19 protein-coding genes are annotated in these 24797 nt (G+C 56.1%); 9 read left to right on the top strand and 10 right to left on the bottom strand.

Features of this window, described 5'->3' with window-relative positions; translation table 11 throughout:
• The first annotated feature begins 110 nt into the window (after window positions 1-110).
• From zntB to dbpA, 3 genes are all read left to right on the top strand, one after another.
• A complete protein-coding gene (gene zntB / locus PGR09_RS07535; RefSeq protein ID WP_045397470.1) occupies window positions 111-1094 on the top strand; it encodes a zinc transporter ZntB in 984 nt (327 codons plus the stop codon).
• Window positions 1095-1381: 287 nt separating this feature from the next.
• Window positions 1382-1564, top strand: a complete 183-nt coding sequence (locus PGR09_RS07530) for a hypothetical protein (RefSeq protein ID WP_071596126.1) — start codon at window positions 1382-1384, stop codon at window positions 1562-1564.
• A gap of 14 nt (window positions 1565-1578) precedes the next feature.
• Window positions 1579-2952, top strand: coding sequence for an ATP-dependent RNA helicase DbpA (gene dbpA, locus PGR09_RS07525; protein WP_430915992.1), 1374 nt, complete (start codon window positions 1579-1581; stop codon window positions 2950-2952).
• Between the two features lie 48 nt (window positions 2953-3000).
• Here the strand turns inward: dbpA and ttcA are convergent, their stop codons facing one another.
• The 4 genes from ttcA to nifJ form a co-directional block, all read right to left on the bottom strand.
• Window positions 3001-3936 (bottom strand): tRNA 2-thiocytidine(32) synthetase TtcA, encoded by a 936-nt coding sequence (gene ttcA / locus PGR09_RS07520; protein ID WP_015366315.1) that lies wholly within the window; start codon window positions 3934-3936, stop codon window positions 3001-3003.
• A 213-nt stretch (window positions 3937-4149) separates the two neighbouring features.
• Window positions 4150-4584 (bottom strand): universal stress protein UspF, encoded by a 435-nt coding sequence (gene uspF, locus PGR09_RS07515; RefSeq protein WP_015366316.1) that lies wholly within the window; start codon window positions 4582-4584, stop codon window positions 4150-4152.
• 144 nt (window positions 4585-4728) lie between these two features.
• A complete protein-coding gene (gene ompC, locus PGR09_RS07510) occupies window positions 4729-5883 on the bottom strand; it encodes a porin OmpC (protein ID WP_047048936.1) in 1155 nt (384 codons plus the stop codon).
• Window positions 5884-6244: 361 nt separating this feature from the next.
• Complete coding sequence (gene nifJ / locus PGR09_RS07505; RefSeq protein WP_315710724.1) at window positions 6245-9772, bottom strand: pyruvate:ferredoxin (flavodoxin) oxidoreductase; 3528 nt, start codon at window positions 9770-9772, stop codon at window positions 6245-6247.
• Window positions 9773-10427: 655 nt separating this feature from the next.
• Between nifJ and PGR09_RS07500 the strand changes: the two genes are divergently transcribed.
• Window positions 10428-10694, top strand: coding sequence for a putative hemolysin (locus PGR09_RS07500; protein ID WP_032711780.1), 267 nt, complete (start codon window positions 10428-10430; stop codon window positions 10692-10694).
• Window positions 10695-10710: 16 nt separating this feature from the next.
• On the opposite strand, the gene hslJ is transcribed toward PGR09_RS07500, so the two are convergent.
• From hslJ to PGR09_RS07485, 3 genes are all read right to left on the bottom strand, one after another.
• The gene (gene hslJ / locus PGR09_RS07495; RefSeq protein WP_047048931.1) at window positions 10711-11133 is read right to left on the bottom strand and encodes a heat shock protein HslJ; all 423 of its coding nucleotides are present in this window, start codon (window positions 11131-11133) and stop codon (window positions 10711-10713) included.
• A 125-nt stretch (window positions 11134-11258) separates the two neighbouring features.
• Window positions 11259-12248 carry a 2-hydroxyacid dehydrogenase gene (locus PGR09_RS07490; protein ID WP_032711778.1) on the bottom strand — a complete coding sequence of 330 codons (990 nt, stop codon included), beginning with the start codon at window positions 12246-12248 and terminating at the stop codon, window positions 11259-11261.
• Between the two features lie 146 nt (window positions 12249-12394).
• Window positions 12395-12895: a DedA family protein gene (locus PGR09_RS07485; RefSeq protein ID WP_032708230.1), complete on the bottom strand. Its 501-nt coding sequence runs from the start codon at window positions 12893-12895 to the stop codon at window positions 12395-12397.
• Window positions 12896-13081: 186 nt separating this feature from the next.
• On the opposite strand from PGR09_RS07485, the gene PGR09_RS07480 reads away from it, so the two are divergent.
• Genes PGR09_RS07480 through PGR09_RS07470 form a run of 3 tightly spaced genes read left to right on the top strand, consistent with a single transcriptional unit; the run spans window position 13082 to window position 16228 of the window.
• A complete protein-coding gene (locus tag PGR09_RS07480) occupies window positions 13082-15715 on the top strand; it encodes a YdbH family protein (RefSeq protein WP_047048928.1) in 2634 nt (877 codons plus the stop codon).
• Window positions 15712-15897: a YnbE family lipoprotein gene (locus PGR09_RS07475; protein WP_015366326.1), complete on the top strand. Its 186-nt coding sequence runs from the start codon at window positions 15712-15714 to the stop codon at window positions 15895-15897. The genes PGR09_RS07480 and PGR09_RS07475 overlap by 4 nt, the downstream gene beginning before the upstream one ends.
• A 7-nt stretch (window positions 15898-15904) precedes the next feature.
• The gene (locus tag PGR09_RS07470; protein ID WP_047048925.1) at window positions 15905-16228 is read left to right on the top strand and encodes a YdbL family protein; all 324 of its coding nucleotides are present in this window, start codon (window positions 15905-15907) and stop codon (window positions 16226-16228) included.
• Here the strand turns inward: PGR09_RS07470 and feaR are convergent, their stop codons facing one another.
• Window positions 16229-17137 (bottom strand): transcriptional regulator FeaR, encoded by a 909-nt coding sequence (feaR, locus tag PGR09_RS07465; RefSeq protein WP_047048921.1) that lies wholly within the window; start codon window positions 17135-17137, stop codon window positions 16229-16231.
• A 235-nt stretch (window positions 17138-17372) separates the two neighbouring features.
• Between feaR and PGR09_RS07460 the strand changes: the two genes are divergently transcribed.
• Together PGR09_RS07460 and PGR09_RS07455 are read left to right on the top strand one after the other, a co-directional pair.
• A complete protein-coding gene (locus PGR09_RS07460; protein WP_047048918.1) occupies window positions 17373-18872 on the top strand; it encodes an aldehyde dehydrogenase family protein in 1500 nt (499 codons plus the stop codon).
• A 275-nt stretch (window positions 18873-19147) separates the two neighbouring features.
• Window positions 19148-20098, top strand: a complete 951-nt coding sequence (locus tag PGR09_RS07455) for a zinc-dependent alcohol dehydrogenase family protein (protein WP_348874633.1) — start codon at window positions 19148-19150, stop codon at window positions 20096-20098.
• 2 nt (window positions 20099-20100) lie between these two features.
• Here the strand turns inward: PGR09_RS07455 and tynA are convergent, their stop codons facing one another.
• Both tynA and paaZ read right to left on the bottom strand, forming a co-directional pair.
• A complete protein-coding gene (tynA, locus tag PGR09_RS07450; RefSeq protein ID WP_047038140.1) occupies window positions 20101-22368 on the bottom strand; it encodes a primary-amine oxidase in 2268 nt (755 codons plus the stop codon).
• Between the two features lie 278 nt (window positions 22369-22646).
• The gene (paaZ, locus tag PGR09_RS07445; RefSeq protein WP_430915991.1) at window positions 22647-24692 is read right to left on the bottom strand and encodes a phenylacetic acid degradation bifunctional protein PaaZ; all 2046 of its coding nucleotides are present in this window, start codon (window positions 24690-24692) and stop codon (window positions 22647-22649) included.
• Between the last annotated feature and the right edge of the window lie 105 nt (window positions 24693-24797).

The raw sequence follows: 24797 nt of genomic DNA, 5'->3' as shown, positions 1-24797 counted from the left end.
GCTGCCTATTTGTTAGGCGATTGCGATGATTGCGGGAGGCGAAATTCAGCTGAATAGCGTACCTTATGGATTATTCACGCTTTTTACAGGCATGCATTAATGGAGGTTCAGTGGACGCGATTAAGGGCTCGGAGCTGAAAGTGCCGGACGCCATCTTTGCATGGGTGCTCGACGGGCAGGGCGGCGTAAAGCCGCTGGCTGATAACGATAATATCGATAAGAGCAATCCCTGCTGGCTACATCTCAATTATACCCATACCGACAGCGCCGACTGGTTAGCCGCCACGCCGCTGTTGCCGAATAACGTTCGCGACGCGCTGGCCGGGGAAAGTACGCGCCCGCGGGTGACGCGCATCGGCGACGGCGCGCTAATCACCTTGCGCTGTATTAACGGCAGCACCGATGAACGCCCCGATCAACTGGTGGCGATGCGTCTGTATATGGACGAGCGGCTGATCGTCTCCACCCGTCAGCGTAAAGTACTGGCGCTGGATGATGTGCTGGGCGATCTGCAGGAGGGCAACGGGCCGACGGATTGCGGTAGCTGGCTGGTGGAAATCTGCGATGCGTTGACCGATCACGCCAGCGAGTTTATTGAACAGCTGCACGACCGGATTATCGACCTTGAAGATGACCTGCTCGACCAGCAGGTGCCGCCGCGCGGTTTTCTGGCGTTGCTGCGTAAGCAGCTTATCGTGATGCGCCGCTATATGGCCCCGCAGCGCGATGTCTACGCCCGCCTCGCCAGTGAACGCCTGCCGTGGATGAGTGACGATCATCGTCGCCGGATGCAGGATATTGCCGACCGTCTTGGACGGGGGCTTGATGAGATTGACAGCTGTATTGCCCGCACGGCGATCATGAGCGATGAAATCGCACAGATTATGCAGGAGTCGCTGTCGCGGCGGACTTACACGATGTCGTTGATGGCGATGGTCTTTTTGCCCAGCACCTTCCTGACCGGGCTGTTTGGCGTCAACCTTGGCGGTATCCCGGGGAACAGCTGGCATCTTGGTTTTTCGATTTTTTGCGTAATGTTAGTTGTTCTAATTGGTGGTGTTACTTGGTGGTTACATCGTAGTAAATGGTTGTAAGAAATTGTCTTTACAGGCGATTTTGCCGTTGAAACCCCGGCAATATTTGAGCGAAATCAATAAACCTTCTACCCATTCAGGGCAATATCTCTCTCGCAGGTGAATGCAACGTCAAGCGATGGGCGTTGCGCTCCATATTGTCTTACTTCCTTTTTTGAATTACTGCATAGCACAATTGATTCGTACGACGCCGACTTTATTGAGTCGGCTTTTTTTTTGCCCTCTGCCAGCTAACTTCTACGCTTAAAGAATAGTCCTGTAAAGAGAGGGGATAAACTATGCGTAAAATGGCGCTATCATTGCAGTCGATACCCATCGGCCCTGAGCCTAACGATCCGGTGCCCGTTCCCGATCCGCGGCCTCGTCCACACCCGCTTCCCGACCCGCCGCCGGACGATGACCCGATTAAATTGTCGCATCAAGAGCGGAGATCTGCGAGGATACGCGCCTGCAGATTGTCCGCCCTTTAATGCGAGAAAACATTGTGACCGCTTTTTCAACACTGAACCTTTTGCCCGAAGCTCAACTGAACAACCTTAACGAACTGGGATACCACGCGATGACGCCGGTGCAGGCCGCCGCGTTGCCGGCAATCCTGGCAGGGAAGGATGTGCGCGTACAGGCGAAAACCGGCAGCGGTAAAACGGCGGCCTTTGGTCTGGGATTGCTGCAGCACGTTGACGCCGGTCTGTTCCAGACCCAGTCACTGGTTCTGTGCCCGACCCGCGAACTGGCGGATCAGGTTGCTGGCGAACTGCGTCGCCTGGCGCGCTTTTTGCCAAATATTAAAATATTAACCCTCTGCGGCGGCCAGCCTTTCGGCGCCCAGCGCGATTCCTTACAGCATGCGCCGCATATTATTGTCGCCACGCCGGGTCGCCTGCTTGACCACCTGCAGAAGGGGACCGTGTCGCTGGATGCGCTGCAGACGCTGGTTATGGATGAAGCCGATCGCATGCTTGATATGGGCTTCAGCGATGCTATCGATGAAGTGATTCGTTATGCGCCGGCTTTGCGCCAGACTTTACTATTCTCCGCGACCTGGCCGGAAGCCATCGCTGCGATCAGCGGCCGGGTGCAGCGGGATCCGCAGACGATCGAAATCGATAGCGTTGATGCGCTGCCGTCTATTGAACAGCAGTTCTTCGACGTTTCGCAAAGCGGTAAAATCAAGCTGCTGCAAAAATTGCTCAGCCAGCATCAGCCGGCTTCCTGCGTGGTATTTTGTAATACTAAGCGCGATTGTCAGGCGGTGTGCGATGCATTGAACGCTGCCGGCCAGAGCGCGCTGTCGCTTCATGGCGACCTGGAACAGCGTGACCGCGATCAGACGTTGGTACGTTTTGCTAACGGTAGCGCCCGCGTACTGGTGGCGACCGATGTCGCGGCGCGCGGCCTGGATATCAAATCGCTGGAGCTGGTGGTTAACTTTGAACTGGCGTGGGATCCTGAAGTGCACGTCCACCGTATCGGGCGAACCGCCCGCGCAGGCGAAAGCGGCCTGGCGATTAGTTTCTGCGCGCCGGAAGAGGCGCAGCGCGCTAACATTCTTGCCGAAATGCTGCAGATCAAACTCAACTGGGCTAACGCGCCGGCGGGTAATCATATTGCGCCGCTGCAGGCGGAGATGGCGACCCTGTGTATCGATGGCGGTAAGAAGGCGAAGATGCGTCCGGGCGATGTGCTGGGGGCGTTAACTGGCGATATGGGGTTTGATGGCGCCGATATCGGTAAGATCAACGTTCATCCCGCGCATGTTTATGTCGCTATTCGCCAGGGCGTGGCGCAGAAGGCGTATAAGCAGTTGCAAAACGGCAAGATTAAAGGCAAGTCCTGCCGCGTACGTCTGCTGAAGTAAGGGGCGGCAAGTGACGGTCTCCGGCGGTTGCCGGAGACGTGTTGCCTGTTATTTTACTTCAACCACATTCAGACGCAGTTCATCTAACTGAGCGTCTTCTTCTTCCGGCTGCCAGCCCGCAGGCTGCAGCGGGATCTCTTCGCGGTCAAAAGCCAAATCGCCTCCGTCAACCACCGCCGATCCGTGAGTGATGGATTTAAAATCAAACAGATTGACGTCGCTCAGGTGCGACGGCACCACGTTCTGCATTGCGCTAAACATGGTTTCGATACGGCCAGGATAGCGTTTATCCCAATCGCGCAGCATATCGGCGATCACCTGACGCTGCAGGTTAGGTTGGGATCCGCACAGGTTGCAAGGAATGATCGGGAAGCCTTTGGCCTGCGAGAAGCGTTCGATATCTTTTTCGCGGCAGTAGGCCAGCGGGCGGATAACGATATGCTTGCCGTCATCGCTCATTAGCTTCGGCGGCATACCTTTCATTTTGCCGCCGTAGAACATGTTGAGGAACAGCGTCTGCAGGATATCGTCGCGGTGATGGCCGAGCGCGATTTTGGTCGCGCCCAGTTCGGTCGCCGTACGGTAGAGAATGCCGCGGCGCAGACGAGAGCACAGTGAGCAAGTGGTTTTGCCTTCCGGGATTTTCTCTTTAACGATGCCGTAAGTGTTCTCTTCGACAATCTTATACTCAACGCCCAGCTGTTCCAGATACGCCGGCAGAATGTGCTCCGGGAAGCCCGGCTGTTTCTGATCGAGGTTAACGGCTACCAGCGAAAAAGAAATAGGCGCGCTTTTTTGCAGGCTGCGCAGAATTTCCAGCATGGTATAGCTGTCTTTGCCGCCCGAAAGACAGACCATAATACGGTCGCCATCTTCAATCATGTTGAAGTCGGCGATCGCCTCACCGACATTACGGCGCAGACGTTTCTGCAGCTTGTCGATGTTGTATTTTTCTTTTTTACTAATTTCTTGATTTTGCAGCATTTAATAGTGGCTCAATTCATAGTGTGGCATCAGAAGAGCACGCGTTGTGCCAGTCGCTGGAGCAATTCCCGCTGGCGCGTAGCAATGAGTGAGGTCTGATAGAAAACCGTGGCGTGTATGGTACGGATTCGGGGGGGCAATGTCAGCATCTTTCCGGCACTTTAATCCGCGAGGAGTAAAGATAATAAAGCCCGCCGGGCGGCGGGCTTGCGATTATCTGACGACCAGTACCGAGCACTCGGCATGGCGCACTACCGCCGCGGCGTTAGAGCCGAGCAGATAAGTGGTGATGTCCGGGCGATGCGAGGCGATAATGACCAGGTCGGCGGGCAGCGATTTAGCCAGCGCCAGGATCTTATCTTTTGGCGAGCCTTCGGCAACGTGGAAATGCATTCTGTCTTCCGGAATGGCGAAGCCTTTGGCTAATTCGCGCAGTTGCGCTTCCGATTCGGCGCGCAGTTCATCCATTGCCGGCAGTTCAGCGGTATAGGCCATACCCAGAGAGGCGTAGTAGGGTAGCGAAGGGATAACGGTGAGGAAATGCACCTGCGCGTCATCGACGCGTGCTTCGGATTCAACGTGGCGGATCACACGTTGAGTAAATTCTTTATCAGAAATATCGATGGGTACCAGAATCATTCTACTCATAAAACCTCCTGTTTTAATAACCACCAAAACAGTATGCCATCAGGATTGAGGTTCTGCTACTGCGTGAATCACAAATTGGTACGACAACCGGCAATTTATTGTTGGTTTAAGTGAAACGCCCGCCGTGAAAGGCGGGCGCAAGCATTAGAACTGATATACCAGACCCAGTGCTACGATATTGTCGGTAGAAATACCGTTGTCTTTATAGAAGTCGTCATTGCCGTCGAGCAGGTTGATTTTGTAATCAACGTAGGTGGACATATTACGGTTGAAGTAATAGGTCGCGCCGACATCCATATATTTAACCAGGTCTTTATCAGAGTACTGGCCCATATAACTCAGGTCTTTGCCTTTGGATTGCAGGTAAGAGATCGCCGGACGCAGGCCAAAGTCGAACTGGTATTGTGCGGTGACTTCAAAGTTCTGCGTCTTATTGGCGATACCACCGCCATGATCGCTGTTGGTAGAACCATATGGCGTCATATTACGGGTTTCAGAATACATAGTCGCCAGATAAACATTGTTGGCGTCATATTTTAGACCTGCAGTCCAGGCATCCGCTTTGTCGCCCTTGGCGTAGCGATCGCCAACAGTATAGTTTTGCTGGGCGTTTGTACGATCGGATGAAGTATATGCTGCCCCAGCGCTGATACCCATGCCTAAGTCATAGGTAGCGGACAGGCCATAGCCGTCGCCATTGTCATAGCGAATGTCGCCATCGGTGCTGCGGTTATTGGTACCCACATTCATATCTTCAGTATTCTGGTTTTCATTTTTACCCTGATACTGAAGCGCGAAGTTCAGGCCGTTAACCAGACCGAAGAAATCGCTGTTACGATAGGTCGCGACACCGTTGGCGCGGCCGGTCATAAAGTTGTCGGACTGGGTATAAGAGTCGCCGCCGAACTCTGGTAGCATATCGGTCCAGGCTTCCACGTCGTACAGGACGCCGTAGTTACGGCCATAGTCGAATGAACCGTAGTCGCCCGCTTTGATCCCGGCGAATGCAAGACGGGTCCATGCCTGATCGCCGGAGCTTTCGGTGTTGTTGGCCTGAACGTTGTATTCCCACTGACCATAGCCGGTGAGCATATTGTTAATTTGCGTTTCACCTTTAAAGCCGAAACGCAGGTAGGTCTGGTCGCCGTCTTTGCTGGAGTCGCTGGAGAAATAATGTAAACCGTCTACCTTGCCGTAGAGATCTAATTTGTTGCCATCTTTATTATAAATTTCTGCCGCGTGAGCAGCGCCGGCAGCCAATAATGCCGGGATAACCAATGCCAGTGCTTTTCTTTTCATTTGGATATTCCTTTAACTATTTTTGTTTTAACTTCCTGGGTGGAAGTACGGCCATGCTAAAGGAGCGCATTCTGATATGATAAGTATCAATTGTTACAATATAAGTAAATTCTAAAGTAAATAAATATACAGTAATGATAATTTTCCGTATGAATGGTTTGCGGGTAAATATATAAAATAAAAATTATACAATACAGATTGAATATCGTATTCTGACTGCGTTATATGCCTTTATTGTCATTGAATCCTTATATTGTTGCCGTCTCATTCATATTGAATGATTAATTTGTCGGAAAATGACAAGCCCGAATAGATTTACTATTCGGGCTTTTTTTATAGCACCAGATTTGCGTCAGCCGGTTTAGCTTTCGGTTGTCGGTTTCTCCGCTTTACCTGCCAGCTGGGCCAGGAAGTCATAGCGTTTTTGTAGGTCGGCGGCCGCGTCTTTCCACAACTGCTCGGCAACTTCCGGCTGCTGGGCGTTCAGGCGGCGGAAGCGTTGCTCGTTGAGCAGCGTCTCAGCCAGCGCGTCTGACGGCGGGCGTGAGTCCAGCGCCAGCGGCAGCTTACCTTCATCGGCGCGACGCGGGTCGAAGCGGTACAGCGGCCAGAAACCGGTTGCCGTCAGCTGGCGCATCTGGTCATGGCTTAGCGCCAGGTCGTAGCCGTGCTCCTCGCACGGGCTATAGGCGATAATCAACGAAGGACCCGGATAGGCTTCCGCTTCCTGAATGGCTTTCACCGTCTGGTTAAGCTGCGCACCGAGCGAAATCTGCGCCACATAGACATGACCGTACATCATCATGCTCACGCCGAGATCTTTGCGTGCCTTACGTTTGCCGTGCTCGCCAAACTTGGTGACCGCGCCGAGCGGCGTCGCCTTCGATGCCTGCCCGCCGGTGTTAGAATAACACTGGGTATCGAGTACCAGGATATTGACGTTTTCCGTCAGGCTCAACACGTGGTCAAGGCCGCCAAAGCCAATATCATAGGCCCAGCCATCACCGCCGATAAGCCAGACCGATTTCTCAACTAAAGCATCCGCATCGGTGAGCAGCTCTTCGGCTCCGGCTACGCCCGTCAGCGCCTGACGCAGCTCGGCGACCTGTTCGCGGCGCGCTTCCGGCGACGCTTGCGCATGTAGCGCGGCATTCAGTTCAGTCGGCAGCTTATCGGCAAATTCGCTCAACAGCCGCATTACGCGCTGGCGGTGTTGATCGACGGTTAAGCGGAAGCCCAGGCCGAATTCGGCGTTGTCTTCAAACAACGAGTTGGCCCACGCCGGACCGCGGCCGTTAGCGTCAGTGGTATAAGGCGTTGAGGGGAGGTTGCCGCCGTAAATAGAGGAACAGCCGGTGGCGTTGGCAATCAACATCCGATCGCCATACAGCTGGGTCAACAGTTTGATGTACGGCGTTTCGCCGCAGCCGGAGCAGGCGCCGGAGTATTCAAACAGCGGACTAATCAGCTGCGAGGTACGAATATCAATGCGCTCAAGTTTCGTGCGATCGATTTCCGGCAGGTTGAGGAAGTAATCATAATTGACTTTCTCTTCTTCAACGTGCTCAAGGCGTGACATCATATTGATGGCCTTGATGTCCGGATTCTGGCGATCTTTCGCAGGACACACTTCGACGCACAGGTTGCAGCCGGTGCAATCTTCCGGCGCGACCTGCAGAACGTACTTCTGCCCGCGCATATCGCGTGATTTCACATCCAGCGAGTGCAGGCTGGCAGGGGCGTTTTCCATCTCTTGCGGTGAGACCACTTTGGCGCGGATTGCCGAATGCGGACAGGCGGCGACGCAGTGGTTGCACTGGGTACACAGCTCCTCCTTCCAGATAGGGATCTCTTCGGCAATGTTGCGTTTTTCCCAACGGGTTGTGCCCATGGGCCAGGTACCATCTGGCGGCAGCGCGGAAACCGGCAGCGCATCGCCAAGACCGGCAAGCATCGCCGCGGTGACGGTTTTGACAAAGTCCGGCGCGGCATCGGAGACCACTGGCGGACGATTAGGGCTGCTGGCGTTAACCGGCTGCAGCGGCACTTCCGCCAGCGATTCGCGGGCCAGCGCCAGCGCCTGCCAGTTGCGTTCCACCAGCTCCTGACCTTTACTGCTATAACTTTTGGCAATCGCACCCTGCAGTTCGGCCAGCGCGCTGTCGCCCGGCAGGATTTGGGTTAAATGGAAAAAAGCCATCTGCATAACGGTGTTGATGCGCGCGCCAAGGCTGCACTCGCGGGCGATTTTCGCCGCGTTAACCACATAAAAGCGTGCTTGCTTTTGATTCAGCGCGGCCTGTACTTCCTGCGGCAGGCGGGACCAAACCTCATCAGCGCTGTAGGGCGTATTGAGCAGGAAAATGCCGCCGGGCTTCAACCGCTCTACCATCTGATATTTATCGATAAATTGCAGCTGGTGGCAGCCAACGAAATCGGCCTGCGAGATAAGATACGACGAGCGGATCGGTTTTTCGCTAACGCGCAGGTGCGAGACGGTCAGGCCGCCGGCCTTCTTCGAATCATAGACAAAATAGCCCTGCGAGAACCACGGCGTGGAGTTGCCGATAATCTTGATATTGTTTTTGGTCGCCGAGACGCTACCGTCGCTGCCGAGGCCGTAAAACAGCGCTTCCAGCTTCGCTTCCGCAGGTAGCGTGTTTTCCGCCAGCGGCAGCGAAAGGTTCGTCACATCATCGTATATGCCTACGGTAAAACGAGGCTTGGGCTGTGCGGCTTGTAATTCATTGAAGATAGCCAGCACGCATTCCGGGCCAAACTCTTTGGACGAGAGACCATAACGGCCGCCAATAGTACGCGGTAGCGTTTCGCGCTCGCCGCGGTTGAAGGCTTCCGCCAGTGCGGTCATAACATCGAGGTATAGCGGTTCGGCCAGCGCGCCGGGTTCTTTGGTGCGATCCAGTACGGCAACCGCGCGGGCGCTTTCCGGTAAGGCCTGCAGCAGATGCGCGGCGGAGAACGGGCGATAGAGGCGAACTTTCAGCACACCGACTTTTTCCCCACGGCTCAGCAGTTCATCAACGACCTCTTCACAGGTACCGATAGCGGACCCCATGATGACAATAACCCGCTCTGCCTGCGGATGACCGTAAAACTCGAACGGTTTGTACTGGCGACCGGTTGCGGCGGCGAAATCATTCATCGCCGTTTCAACGTGCTCGTACACCGCGTCGTACCACGGGTTGGTTGCTTCACGGGACTGGAAGTAGGTGTCCGGATTGGCGGAGGTGCCGCGAATGACCGGATGCTCCGGGTTAAGGGCGCGTTGGCGATGCTCGGCGATTTTATCCTGCGGCAGCAGGGAACGAATGGTGTCATCCGCCAGCGGAGCGATTTTGTTGATTTCGTGCGAGGTGCGGAAACCATCAAAGAAATGAATAAACGGCACGCGGCTTTGCAGCGTGGCGACATGGGAAATCAGCGCGAAGTCCTGCGCTTCCTGGACGCTGCTGGCGCAGAGCATCGCGCAGCCGGTCTGACGTACGGCCATCACGTCGGAATGATCGCCGAAAATTGACAGCGCATGAGTGGCGACGGTACGGGCGGCGACATGCAGGACAAAAGGCATCAACTGGCCGGCCAGCTTGTACAGCGTCGGGATCATCAGCAGCAGGCCCTGCGATGACGTAAAGGAAGTGGAAAGGGCGCCGGTCTGCAGCGCGCCGTGCACGGCGCCGATAGCCCCGGCTTCCGACTGCATTTCGACCACGCGGGGGACGTCCCCCCAGACGTTTTTCAGCCCATCGCCAGACCAGGCGTCGGCCTGCTCCGCCATCGTTGAACTGGGCGTAATCGGGTAGATGGCGATAACTTCACTCGTGCGAAACGCGACTGAAGCGACCGCGCCATTACCGTCAATCGTAATCATAAGAAGACACCCTTACATTGCGCAAAAAGAAGGGACTCGTGAAACGGCGACGAGTCCTGTTGTTATTTCCATATTTTAGCAAACGCCCGCCGCGACCATTTTCGCATTTGTGTCCTTGGGAATGTCCTTATCTATGTTTGGATCAATTTTTTGGCGGAAAAACAGAAAAGTGGCTGACCAGAGAGCTCAAAAGGTAGTGACGGATACCGGCGATGCATCGCTTAAACAAAGCAAAATATATTTTTAAATTTAATAGCTTTTAGCCAACCGGCAATCGCGTGCTATTTATTTGCTGCGGTGAATTCCCCTCTGCGGCGGAGCGTTCAGTTCAGTTCCCTGTTGGCGAAAATTAGCACGCGAATTAGCTCGAACTGGCTAATTCACCGGGAGGCACCCGGCACCGCAATCATCATGTGCAAACTATGCCGCCCGGTCGCTGCAACCGTGATTTTTTCGTCGGGAAAATATTTCGGGCTGGGATGAAAAGCGCGCTGGTAAGGCGCTTTGCCTGCCGAGATCAAGCTTTAAGCGGAAAATTTGCTAGAAAATGTTAATGAGGCGCATAAATACGTATTTCGCCTCTCGACGGCAGGCGCTGCGCTGCCTATTATTCTTGAGTTTGTTTATTCTAAGATGTTTCTGAAAGGGGGAGAGGATGCGAGCTGCGTTTTTAGTGGGGTGCGCTGCGTTATTACTGTCGGCTTGTAGCAACGAGCCGGTGCAACAAGCCACCGCGGCACACGTACCGCCCGGCATGCGCGCGGCGATGAGCGACAGCGGCCAGGCGAATTGCGCGATGGTTGGCGGTTCATTATCCGTTGCCCGCCAGCTTGATGGCAGCGCTATTGGCATGTGCGCGCTACCGAATGGTAAACGCTGCAGCGAGCAGGCATTAGCGGGCGGAAGCTGCGGAAACTACTAATACGCAACGCGCCTCGCTACATTAAATCGGCGAGTTTATACACCAGTGATTGGTCGGCGGTCGCCAGCGTGAGCTGATTCTCCGTCAGATCGACCTGCGCGCCCTCGCGCAGCATTTTGCTGAGGGTATTATCCAGCGCGTTCCGTTGCGGATCCGCGCACAGCTTACGCGTCATCGCCAGCTGTTCAACTTTTAGCTCGCCGTCAGACAGCTTGCCCTGGCCGCTGAAGCCGTTGCACATCGTGCCTGACACATACATTTTTTCGCCGAAGCTAATTTCCGGCGGCGGCGTCTGGCCTGTCGGTAGCGCCTGGCCGTTAACGCTGGTCAGCACAAAACGGTGATGTTGCAGTTGTTCGGCGTTGGTAGAAACTTTGCTGTTGTATACGCAGCCCGATAGCAGCATTCCCGCCGCCAGCAGTGCAGCAAACTTATTCATTCGTACTCCAAAACATTTGTCATATCAATAAAACGAAAAACAGTGTAACTGTAATGCAGGCAGGATCTGTGGGGATTGTCTGAATGTGCCCCCCGCTAACGGGGAGCACAAAAGGGGAAAGAAGCTTAGACCAGCGCGTTCGGGCAGGTTTCGCCCTTAGCAACCTGCTGAAGATTACTCAACGTTGTTTCGGAAATACCGATCAGCGCTTCAGCCGTCAGGAACGCCTGGTGGCCGGTAAACAACACGTTGTGGCAGGCGGAGAGCCGGCGGAACACGTCATCCTGAATGACATCGTTCGATTTATCTTCAAAGAACAGATCGCGTTCATTTTCATACACGTCCATTCCCAGCGCGCCGATTTTCTGATGCTTCAGCGCGTCGATAGCCGCTTGAGAATCGATTAGCGCGCCGCGGCTGGTATTAATGACCATCACGCCGTCTTTCATCTGATCGAAGGCTGCCTGATTGAGCAGGTGATAGTTTTCGTCGGTAAGCGGGCAGTGCAGCGAGATAACGTCGGACTGCGCGTACAGCGTCGGCAGGTCGACATATTCAACGCCGAGATCCAGCGCCGCCGCGCTCGGATAGGGATCAAACGCCAGCAGGCGCATACCGAAACCTTTAAGGATCCGCAGCGTCGCGACGCCGATTTTACCGGTGCCGATCACTCCCGCGGTTTTACCGTACATGGTGAAGCCGGTCAGCCCTTCCAGCGAGAAGTTGGCATCGCGGGTACGTTGGTAAGCACGGTGGATACGGCGGTTCAGGGACATCATCATACCGATGGCGTGTTCTGCTACGGCTTCCGGCGAGTAGGCAGGAACGCGCACGACGCGCAGACCCAGCTCTTTAGCAGCGTCAAGATCGACGTTGTTAAACCCGGCGCAGCGCAGCGCGATGTATTTCACGCCGTGGGCTTTCAGCTCTTCCAGCACCGGACGGCTACCGTCGTCGTTAACGAAGATACATACCGCTTCACAACCGTTGGCCGTTTTTGCGGTCTTTTCGGTCAGCAGGAAGTCGAAAAATTCCAGTTCAAAGCCGTATGCGTCGTTAACATGCTGCAGATACTTTTTATCGTACTGCTTGGTACTATAAACAGCGATTTTCATAAGGCTTTCCTCTAGTGATAATACCGTCACGGTAGCATAATTAAAATAATCTTACAAATATTAAAAATTAGTTTAATCATCAGGTTATGATATTAATTCTAGAGCATATCGCAGTCTTAAGAAATCTCTTTAAAAGACAATACGTTTCACCAAAAACTAAGGCTAAATGCTCCCGGCGCCAGCAGGATAAATGGCCAGAGTAAACCCGATGCAACGTTGGCCACCTGAAAACGCCATAGCGGCGTACCGCTGGCGCCGGTAACCAGCGGTAACGTTGCTCGCAGCGGCGACAGAAAGCGGCCAAAGAATACCGCCCAACCGCCGTGACGGCGCAGGAATAGCTGGCTGCGCAGCACTCGTTCGGCGCTGAGCCAGCGCAGACGCTGCAGATGATGCTGATAGCGACGGCCAATTTGCCATGAGAGCCAGAATCCGCCGATTGCGCCGAGGCTGGCGCTTAGCCACATTAGCAAGAAATGACCGATACTGGTTGACGCCAACGCCCCGAGCACCAGCAAACCGGAGGTCCCGGGGATCACAAAAGAGATGAGGGCGCAGGATTTACTGAAGGTCAGCAGGAAAACAATCAGTAATACCAATGAATAGTGGCTCTGCGCGCGTTCGATCAGCGAGATAATGAGCTCCACGGAATAACGGCTCCTTATTACCTGTTTTTCCAAGTGTCGCAGGCATAATTTAAACGAAGACTAAATATTTTTTCAGCAGAAATGAGTGCGGCTATCCTTAATCTGGACGTTAACTTTCACTCGCGGGTCGAACGTGCCACAATAGGCGCTTATCGGCTTTTACTTAGAATCAGGATTTGACTGCCCATGAAGGGTAAATATAAAGCCGCTCTTGCGCTGTTATTAGCTCTAATTTTGCTGCCGTTGGCCCTGCTGGCCACATTAACGCATTGGGTTCCGACGCTGGCGGGTATCTGGCTGCCGGTCGGCACGCGGATCTCGCTTGGCGAAAGTCCGCGCCTGACGCGCTCCTCGTTGGTTATCCCCGATTTACGCTACCTGGTGGGCGATTGTGAAATTGCTCGCGTCAGCAACGCGCGTCTTACCCGTCCCAGCCGCTGGCGGTTACACCTGAGTGAACTGGATATCAATAGCGCCTGCCTGGCTAAGGTCCCCTCCAGCGAGCCGCTCTCCGGCGCGCCGCGAACCCTCGCCGAGTGGCAATCGATGCTGCCGTATAGCTGGTTAACTATCGACAATCTGCGCCTGTCGCCGTGGGAAAAATGGCAGGGAAAACTGGTGATGTCGTTGACGCCTGGGCAGCAGGATATCGGTTATTCAGGCAAAGAGGTCACGCTACAGGCGAAACTGCGCGGCCAGACCTTAACGGTCAGCAATTTCAGCGCGCGGCTGGTGGAAGATCAGGCGCCGGTTAAGCTGGTCGGTGAATTCGAAATGCCGCTGGTGCCGGATGGCTTACCGGTCGATGGTCATCTGGTCAGCACTTTCGAATTCCCGCAAACGCCGGGTCTGGTGGATGCGGAACTGGAATGGCAGAAAAATCGCGGCCAGCTGCTGGTCACGCCGCGCGGTGAGGTTGAGCCGATGCTGGATTTGCCTTGGGAGATAACCCCTGAACGTATCACCATCAGCGACGGGCGCTGGAACGCGGTTTATGCCGGCTATCCGCTTAGCGGGCGGGTGGCGCTATCGGTTGGCGACTGGCAAAAAGGCACCGAAGAGATGGAAATCAGCGGCCGGCTCAATGTGTTAACGCACGGTGAAGCCGGTAAGGGGAACGCCGTGCTGAACATTGGCCCAGGTAAGCTAAGCATGGATCACAGCGACATGCCGCTCAGCCTGACCGGCGAAGCCAAGCTCGACGATATGATTTTTTACGCCGTGCTGCCCGCCAAACTCAGCGGGCCGCTAACGACGCCGGAGCTGGCTTTTCATCCCGGCGCGCTGCTGCGCTCGCGCGGGCGGGTGATTGACTCGCTGAATATCGATGAGATCCGCCTGCCGTTGGCGGGAGTGAAAGTGACTCAGCAGGGGGTGGATGGCCGCCTGCAGGCGATACTGCGCGCCCACGAACAGGAAATGGGCGATTTCATCCTGCACCTGGATGGGCAGGCCGACAACTTTATGCCCGACCGCGGTCGCTGGTCGTGGCGATACTGGGGAGATGGTCACTTTACGCCGATGCAGGCGCGCTGGGATGTGAAGGGCGCCGGCGAGTGGCGGGACAGCGCCATTATTCTTAACAGCCTGTCGACCGGGTTCGATAAGCTACAGTACGGCACCATGCTGGTCAGCACGCCGCGCCTGACCCTCGATAAACCCATTCACTGGCTGCGCAATGAACAGCATCCAAAATTCAGCGGCGCGTTGTCGCTTGATGCCGGTAAAACCACTTTCAGCGGCGGCAGCGTTTTGCCGCCGTCAACGCTCAAGTTCAATATTGATGGCCGCGATCCGACCTGGTTCCTGTTTAACGGCTCATTACACGCGGAGAAAATCGGCCCGATTCGTCTGACCGGCCGTTGGGACGGCGAACGCCTGCGTGGCCAGGCCTGGTGGCCGAAACAGTCGCTTAGCGTATTCCAGCCGCTGATCCCGCCGGACTGGAAAATGACCCTGCGTGAAGGTGATATGTATGCGCAGGTAGCATTTTCCGCGGCAGCCGGGCAGGGTTTTGAGGCCGGGGGCCACGGCGTCTTAAAAGGCGGTAGCGCCTGGATGCCGGACAACCAAATCAACGGCGTCGACTTTGTTCTGCCATTCCGCTTCAGCGGCGGAAGCTGGCAGCTCGGTACCCGCCGTCCGGTTTCGCTGCGTATTGGCGAAATCGTCAACCAGTTTACCGCCAAAAATCTCAGCGCCGATCTCCAGGGAACATGGCCCTGGAGCGAGCAGGATCCGCTGGAATTGAGCAACGTCAATGTTGATATCCTTGGCGGTAAGCTGACCATGCAGCAGCTAAGGATGCCGCAGCATCAGCCAGCGCTACTGCGTCTGCAGAATATCTCCAGTAGTGAATTAATCAGCGCCATCAAAGTAAAACAGTTTGCGGTGTCTGGCGCGTTTAACGGCGCGTTACCGTTATGGCTGAACAACGATAAGTGGATCATAAAAGACGGCTGGTTTAGCAACCCCGGCCCGATGACCATGCGTCTGGATAAAGATACCGCCGATGCGCTGGTGGCCGACAACGTTTCCGCCGGCGCGGCGATCAACTGGCTGCGCTATATGGAAGTCTCGAAATCCTGGACGCGTATCAACCTTGATAATCTCGGGAAGCTGACGATGAGCGCGGCGATTAGCGGCACCAGCCGGGTGGACGGAAAAAGCAGCACCGTGCATTTAAACTATACCCATGAAGAGAATATTTTCGATCTGTGGCGCAGCTTGCGCTTCGGCGATAATTTGCAGGCATGGCTTGAGCAGAATGCGAAACTGCCCGCCCCGCGCTGTACGGATACATGTAAGGAACCAAAATGATAAAACTGTTCGCCGCGGCGCTGGCGACCCTGCTGCTGGCAGGCTGTACGCCGCGTATTGAAATCGCCGCGTCCAAGGAGCCGATCACCATCAATATGAATGTCAAAATTGAGCATGAGATTCATATTAAGGTGGATAAGGACGTCGAAAATCTGCTGAAGTCGCGTAGCGATCTGTTCTGAGGCGATAATGAAAAAACGACTGCTGACAGCCACCCTGGCGTTAATGCTGTTGAGTAGCCCGGCGCTGGCGCTGACCTTGAATGAGGCGCGGGCGCAGGGGCGGGTGGGGGAAACGCTGAACGGCTATCTGGCGCCGCTGAAACAGGATGCGCAGACGTTGGCGTTAGTTAAACAGATTAATGCCGCGCGCAGCGAAAGCTATCAGCAACTGGCGGATGACAATAACCTGCCGGTGGATGAAGTGGCGAAAATGGCCGGGCAGAAGCTGGTCGCCCGGGCGCAGCCGGGGGAATATGTGCAGGGTATTAACGGCAAATGGCTGCGCAAATAGTTACCGATAGCGCTTACGGTATTCGCCGGGCGATACGCCGAAGCGCTGCTTAAACGCTGTCGAAAAATGGCTATGGTCGGTAAAGCCCCAACTGTAGCCAATTCCCGCCAGCTTCTCTTCATCATGAGCGTTTTGTAGCGCCCGTGCGCACAGGTCTAGACGCCGGTTCTTAATATACTGCGCGACCACCAGCCCCTTATCGGCAAACAGGCGGTACAGGCTGCGTACCGACATGCCGGTTTCCCCGGCCAGCCACTCCGGACGCAGCTGCTCTGACTGTATCGACTCATCTATCAACGCCATGATTTTTTGAAACTGCTTCTCGCGACGCGTCGGCGGTGCGTCATGCTGCTGTAGCATTGGTCGCAGCAGACAGACGATAGCCTCCAGCGCCGCTTCGCCTTCGCTTTCTGAGAGCGCCGGGCTGCGCATACTTTCTTGCAGCAGCCGTTGGCTAAGCTGGACCATCGGCAGCGTTTTATTCAGCCGGGTGGCGATGCTGATGTCGCTGCCGTGCAGCTGGCTTTCCACGAGCTGGCGGGGCAGCAGCAGCGAAGCCTGTTTTGACGTTTGTTGCCAAAAGATAGAGCAGGGGCGTGAGGCATCAATGAGCGTGATATCGCCGGCCTCAAGCACTACCTGGCGCTCGTCCTGCTCGATAGCCGCCTGGCCCTCGAGCTGAAAAACGGTATAGAACCAGGCGTCGTTGTCGCGTTTAATTTCATTACGGGTGCGGTAAAGATTGACGCCGCGGGCGGTGACGGTACTGACTTTGAGGCTGCCGGTATAGCTTGCATCAATTTCGCCATGGAACGCGCCTTCCAGCGGACGGGCGGCAAAATGGCCGCATACCTGGTTAATCTTCGCTAACCAACGCTGATAGTCCTGCCCGTTTTCTACCGTCGCCATCGTCTGCACCCTGTAAAAATAATGTTTCTGTATTGTTGCATTTACGCCGTGAGTGGCAAGAGCGCAGCGTGGAGTATATGAAAGAACTATTACCTGCGGCACATTTCGCCGCATGCCAGGGTGTTTAATTGCGGGACCTGTCACAGCGGCAAAAATGATTGTCACAGAGAAAAAAGCGCAAATGGCTGACCCGTCCTAGACTGTGTGCACTATCCGCGAACAATAAGGAAGTCGCATGTCCACATCACAGGTCGCGCTGCTCGCCAGCGTACAGCAATTTCTCGACAGACAGCATGGCTTATATATTGATGGCAACCAGCAGGCGGCACAGAGCGAAAAACGCTTAACCGTCTGGGACCCGGCCACCGGCCAGGCGATTGCCACGACGGCAGATGCTAATGCCGCCGACGTTGACCGCGCGGTGATGTCCGCCTGGCGCGCTTTTGTCGCCCGTAGCTGGGCCGGGCGCACGCCGGCCGAGCGCGAGCGGATCCTGCTGCGTTTCGCCGATCTGGTGGAACAGCATGGTGAAGAGCTGGCGCAGCTCGAAACCCTTGAACAGGGTAAGTCGATCAATATCTCGCGCGCGTTTGAAGTCGGTTGCACCCTCAACTGGATGCGCTATACCGCCGGACTGACCACTAAAATCAGCGGCCGCACGCTGGACGTCTCCATTCCGTTCCCGGAAGGCGCGCGCTATCAGGCGTGGACCCGTAAAGAGCCGGTTGGGGTGGTGGCGGGGATTGTTCCCTGGAACTTCCCGCTGATGATCGGCATGTGGAAGGTGATGCCGGCGCTGGCCTCCGGTTGTTCCATTGTGATTAAACCCTCTGAGACCACGCCGTTAACCCTGCTGCGAGTCGCGGAGCTGGCCACGGAGGCCGGGATCCCGGACGGCGTCTTTAACGTCGTCACCGGTAGCGGCGCCGAGTGCGGGGCGGCCTTAACCACCCATCCGCAGGTGGCGAAAGTGAGCTTCACCGGTTCGACCGCCACCGGCAAACAGATTGCCCGCGCGGCGGCCGATCGCCTGACCCGCGTAACCCTTGAACTCGGCGGCAAAAACCCGGCCATCGTGCTGAAAGATGCCGATCCGCAGTGGGTGATTGAAGGGTTAATGACCGGAAGTTTCCTCAATCAGGGGCAGGTATGCGCCGCCAGTTCGCGGATCTATATCGAAGCGCCGCTGTTTGATAACCTGGTCGCTGGCTTTGAGCAGGCGGTCAAGTCGCTGCAGGTGGGGCCGGGAATGGTTGAAACGACGCAAATTAACCCGGTGGTGTCGCAGGCGCACTGCGCCAAAGTGGCCGCTTATCTGGACGAAGCGCGTAAGCAAAACGCCGAGCTGATCAGCGGTAACGTTGGGCCGAATGGTAACGGTTTTTATATTGCGCCGACGCTGGTGATTAATCCGGATGCCGGGCTGCGCCTGAATCGCGAAGAGGTGTTTGGCCCGGTGGTGAACCTGGTGCGCGTCGCCGATGGCGAAGAGGCGCTACGCTTAGCTAACGACAGTGATTTTGGCCTCACTGCCAGCGTCTGGACTCGCGACCTGACTCAGGCGCTGAACTATACCGATCGTCTGCAGGCCGGTACGGTATGGGTCAACAGCCATACGCTGATTGATGCCAACCTGCCGTTCGGCGGGATGAAGCAGTCCGGTACCGGGCGTGATTTTGGTCCGGATTGGCTGGACGACTGGTGCGAAACCAAATCGGTGTGCGTGCGCTACTGATTTTTTGTCGGATGGCGCTACGCTTATCCGACCTACGGTTCGTGCGGCCTGCCTTTAATTTATTCACCACGCTGGCTGACACTACTGGTGCTGGTGATCTCAAAACCCCCCGGTGGCGCTGCCGCTTACCGGGGCTACAGCGCTTTGCGATTTGGTAGCCCGGATAAGGCGCAACGCGCCGCCTCCGGGAAACGCCCCGGTGGTTCGACATACCTCTTCCCCCTGAGCGCTGATTTGCTATGATCGGCGCTCTTTTTTTCTGATGTTGCCCCGCTATGTGGAATGATGCGCTTTGCTATCAGCAGTACGGCGCGCCGGAAACGGTGCTCGCGCTGCATCACCTGCCGTTGCCGCCGCTGGCGCCCGGACGAGTACGCGTGCAAATGCGCTATGCGCCGGTCAACCCTTCCGATCTGATTCCCATTACCGGCGCTTACCGCCATCGTACGACGCTGCCATCGGTAGCGGGTTATGAAGGTGTTGGTGTGGTGATTGAAGACGCGACGAGTGGGTGTCCACGACTGGGGCAGCGGGTTCTGCCGCTGCGCGGCGCCGGAACCTGGCAGCGTTATCTTGATATTGACCCGCGCTGGCTGGTGCCGGTCGCTGAAGAGATAGATGACATCCTGGCCGCGCGCGGCTATATCAATCCGCTGACCGCAATGCTGATGCTGACGCGCTGGCCGGTGGCGGGGAAACATCTGCTTTTGACCGCTGCTTCATCGTCCTGCGCCAGCCTGCTGGGGCAGTGGGCGCTCGCCATGGGCGCGCGTTCGGTAAGCGGTATTATTCGCTCGCCGCAGCACATCCCGCGCTTACAGCAGTATGGCGTCTATCCGCTACTCGAAGGTGACAGGGCGCTGATTGAACAAGTGAGTCAGTACAGCGATCTGGTGTTTGATGCGGTGGGCGGTGAGCTGGCTGACTTTCTGCTATCGGTACTGCCGCAGTCGTCAACGCTTGTCTCTTACGGCTTGCTATCCGGTAAACCGCTCACCCAGACGCGAGGCAGCGCATCGGTACGCAAATTTCATCTGCGGGAGGCCTTACCAACACTCAGCGTCGATGCGTGGCAGGCTGCTTTTACGGCGATCTGGCGACAGCTGTCGACCACGGCGCAGCCTGCAGCGCAGGTGATAAAGCTGCGCGACTGGCATGAAGCGATTGCCGCCGCAGGCCAGCCGGGAAGAAGCGGTAAAATCCTGCTCGATTTTACCGCGGGTTAAGATTATTTTTTCTTCTCGCCAAGCGTTGGGGTTTCGTCAAAGAAGTTCCACGGCTTGAGCAGCGCGTGCGCCCACTCGGTCGGCATGATCGGCCACTCTTCGGCGCGCGCGACGTGCGTGGTGCCGGTAGTAATCCATACGACGTCATCGTGGTTAGTCAGCGACTCATCATCCTTTGCGTACTGGCCTAAGCCGGTATCCTGGGCGGAGCGGTTGGGATATTTTCCTTCCGGATAACGTTCGCCTGGATGGTAGCGCGTCACCCACAGCTGTTTATCCATAAAGCTCAGACGATGATATATCCACTCGTCCGGGGCGAACCTGGCGCCGGTCGCCGCCGGGTGCGTGCCGCCGGCATAAGGGATAATCTGGTAAGAGACCGGGTTACCCATGCGGTTCTCTTTGCTGGTGTTGCTCAGCAGGCGGATGGTGCCCGGGTCGAATTTCTGCGCCGCTTTCTGCTCGCTATCGATTGTGTACTGATTCACCTGCATGGTGCTGGTGCGCGGGCCGCCGGCGGTGTTTGGCTTCACTTCAGGATCCATCGCCACCAGGGTGTTGTTTTCGCCGTCCACGTCGAGGTCGAGGCGGAAATTATAAATATGCTGGTGGGTGGTGCCGACAATATTATGGTCGATCAGCGTCCCGTAGCGGGTATCCTCTTTGGCGCTGGGGTCGTGCATGGTCTTCGCCATCACGCCTTTAACGGCTTCAATCCCGGTGGCGCCGGCATCGATGCCGATGGTGCCGTTGTCGTGGAACACCCAATCAAAGATATAATCATAGTTCCCGACGGTACTGATCCAGCGCACCACCAGTTCCCGGCGTTCGGTGCTGACGTTAGGTTTGCCCATTTCCAGATGCTTATATTCCGGCCCGGCATAGCGTTCGAATATGGCGACCGCGCCTGGAATCGTGGTCGGTTTGCCGGTGTAATCGGCGATAGTTTCATCCAGCAGTACCGCATTCGATGGCGCATCTTTGCCGCGGACGATCGGCGATGTCAGAGTGCCCATGCCGTAATCGCCGGAGTCGAGGTAGGCTTTGAAATACCAGCCGACGTCCGGGTCGCCGTAGGGCACGATCATCCCGCCGAGGGAACCTTCATACATCACCTGGCGTTTTGTGCCGTTATCGTTGTAAGTCACCGTCGAGAGAATGGGCCCGACGCGCGAGTTAAGGCGCAGGTGGAAATCCCAGTTCCGCCAGTGGATGGTATCGCCGGTAATCGTATAGTTTTTGCCTTCCGGTTCGGTAATATCCAGCGGTTTCACCGCCGCGGCGTTGCGGTCCCGGCCATCATAAGGTCGTGGTTCCATTGGGACCGGGATCACCGGGCCTTCTTCAATTTTGATAATTTTCTTCGCTTCAAGGTCGACCACCGCCACCAGGTTTTCAATCGGGTGCGCCCAGTAGTTGCCGTCGCCGGTATCCAGATAACTGACTACCTTCAGCAGACGCGCATCCTGCTGCAGGCCATCTTTGCCATCAAAGTAGCCAACGGTGAGCGGAGTGGTGACCACTTTGCTGGGATCGGTAATACCGTGCTTTTTCAGCACCTCAGCGAATTCGCTGCTGGCATTGATAATGTTCTGCACGCTGACAAAATCATCGAGCAGCACCATCCCGTGGGCGCCTTTAATTGGCGTCCATGAGAGGATTTTTTTGTTTTGCAGATCGACGACGGCTTCAATGACATGTTTGCCATCGAGCATCACCACATCGGCGGTGCGCGGGGCATCAACGGGCGTTCCCTGCAGGGCAAAGGCCCATACCGCCGCCTTGTCCGGTTCGTGTAAGGAAATCTCAGTAAAGCGGGTATTCGGCTGGAACTCCGGCGCGGCTTTAACAATGGTCACCGCTTCACCGATTTCCGCCGCCGAGAGGGAGTTTAACGGGTGAGGGCGCTTTTCTACCTGGAAGGTCTGATCGAGACCGGACTGGAACACATCGTTGATAAAGGTATCGGAGACCCAGGCTTTACCTTCCTTCATTACCACCGGCACCTGTAGATCAAGGGATTTACCGTTGACGATCGCCGTTTTGGCGCCGGGCTTGACTTTGACGTAAGCGCCGTCTTTTATCAGGGTAAACATTTGCGCGTAGTCATCCCACTGCACATCGGCGCCGAATTCCTGCAGCGTTTTATCCAACGGCACCATGTGCGCTTCGCTACCGTGAGCGAAGACCGGTGATTGCCAGGCGCAAATCACCGCGACAGCGAGGGCCAGCGCGGTTTTACGAGGGGAAAACATTAAGCCGTTTGCCATTGTGACCTCATCTTATTGTTGTGTTGTTATTGCCGCTGCGAATGTCGGCTTTGTTACGCTTACCCTAGCAGTCTGCTGCTCAGGAACGTTTGTTTGCTTTTGCCAGCTTGTTTGTCAGTTTTGCCAGACGGACGTAAAAAATGCCTCCGTAGAGGCATTGAGAACGTGCGCCGTTTTTTTTGCCGGGTGGCGGCTGACGCCTTACCCGGCCTACCCAACCGGGTTTGACTGTCTGTAGGCCCGCGCAAGCGCAGCGCCGCCGGGCGATTTTCAGCGCATCACGCCGGGAAATCTCCCTGCTGGCGCGCCACCAGGGTAAGAATGGAATACAGTGCCACCGCCTGCTGGTGCTGGTTAAAAATCTCAACAGCCCATTCAACGACGCCGGTGGCTTTCTCATCGGCGCTGCGCTGACGTTTAACCGTTTTCCGCTTACAGGTCAGGCGAACCTGAATGGTGTCTCCCGGTTTGACGGGTTCAATAAAGCGCAGGTTTTCCATGCCATAGTTGGCGATAACCGGCCCGACGCCGGCATCGACGAAAAGCCCGGCCGCTGCGGAGATCAGGAAATAGCCGTGAACCACCCGCTCGCCGAAAATCGACTCGGCGGCGGCGATTTTGTCCATATGCGCATAGAAATGGTCGCCGCTCAGGCAGGCGAAGTTAACGATATCCGCTTCGGTCAGGGTTCTCCGCGGGGTTAATAAGCTATCGCCGGGCTGGATCTCTTCGAAGTATTTACGGAACGGGTGAATGCGGTCTTCGCTAACCTGCGCGCCACGCACCCACTGCTGGCCGATGGTCGCCAGCATCGTTGGGCTGCCCTGGACCGCGGTACGCTGCATATAGTGTTTCACCGAGCGCAGCCCGCCAAGCTCTTCTCCGCCGCCAGCGCGGCCGGGGCCGCCGTGTACCAGCTGCGGCAGCGGCGAGCCGTGGCCGGTTGACTCTTCCGAGGACTCCTCGTTAAGGATCTGAATACGACCATGCGCGCGCGCGGCGCCAAGGATAAACTCGCGCGCCAGTTCGCCGCTGGCGGTGACCAACGTCCCGGCCAGACTACCGCCGCCGGCGCGCGCCAGCGTCAGCGCATGCTGGCGGTCACGATATGGCATCAGTGTCGCCACCGGGCCAAAAGCCTCAATGGCGTGGACTGCCGGCGTTTCATCCGGCTGTGAGCAGTACAACAGGGTCGGCGGGAAGAATGCGCCGTCAGCATTAAGATCTGCCTGTCCACCAAGCAGCGCTTCGCAGCCGGCGGCAATCAGTTTATTGACGTTATCCTGCACATCCTGACGTTGTTCGCTATTAACCAGGGCCCCCATTTTAACGCCCTCCTGCGCAGGGTCACCGACGGTTACTTTATGCAGGCGGGAGATCAGTGCATCGCTAACCGCATTAATCTGAGCCAGTGGCACAATGATTCTGCGGATAGCGGTACATTTTTGCCCGGCTTTCGCGGTCATCTCGCGGACCACTTCCCGAATAAACAGCGCGAATTCCGGTTGCTCCGGGGTGACATCTTCGCCTAATACGCAGCAGTTGAGCGAATCTGCTTCCATGGTAAAGGGAATGGATTTGGCCACCAGGTTAGGGTGCGACCGTAGCTGCTGGCCGGTGGCGGAAGAGCCGGTAAAGGTCACCACGTCCTGGCTATCGAGATGGTCGAGAAGATCGCCCGCGCCGCCGCAAATCAGGCTGATGGCGCCTTCCGGCACCAGGCCGCTGTCGACAATCGCTTTTACCATCGCCTGGGTGAGCTGGGCGGTAGCGGTTGCCGGTTTAATGATAGCCGGCATACCGGCAAGCCACGTGGGCGCCAGTTTTTCCAGCATTCCCCAGCAGGGGAAGTTGAAGGCGTTGATATGTACGGCGACGCCCGACTTCGAGGTCAGCACGTGACGTGCGGCAAAACCGCCCTGTTTGGAGAGCGGAATTAGCTCGTCCTCCGGCCACAGGATATCGTCCGGCAGTTCGCGACTACCCAGCCCGGCATAAGTGAACAAAGTACCGATACCGCCTTCAATATCCACCCAACTGTCGGCGCGGGTTGCGCCGGTTTGCGCCGAGATGGCGTAGAACTCGGCTTTCTGCTCCAGCAGGTGTTTCGCCACTGCTTTCAGCATCGCGCTACGTTCAATAAAGGTCATCGCCTGCAGGGCTTTGCCACCGCGTTCAATCGCGAAGCGGCGCGCCTGCGCCATATCCAGTCCTTCACTGGTCACCTCCCAAAGCGCCGCGCCGGTAATGGCGTGATGGATAGTACGGGCGCGGCCCCGGCCGGTCTGCCAGGCGCCGGATAAGTAACTGGCTAACTGCTGCATCGCAAATCTCCAAATATGTTACGTGTGATATCTATAAATAGTTCTTTTATGAATCATAAAAATCAAGCCCGTATTTAATATTTTATTAACATTGTGATCGGTGGT

This window comes from Klebsiella sp. 141251 (assembly GCF_050600725.1).
Lineage (GTDB): Bacteria > Pseudomonadota > Gammaproteobacteria > Enterobacterales > Enterobacteriaceae > Klebsiella > Klebsiella aerogenes.
This window is presented reverse-complemented; position numbering and strand designations above follow the sequence as displayed.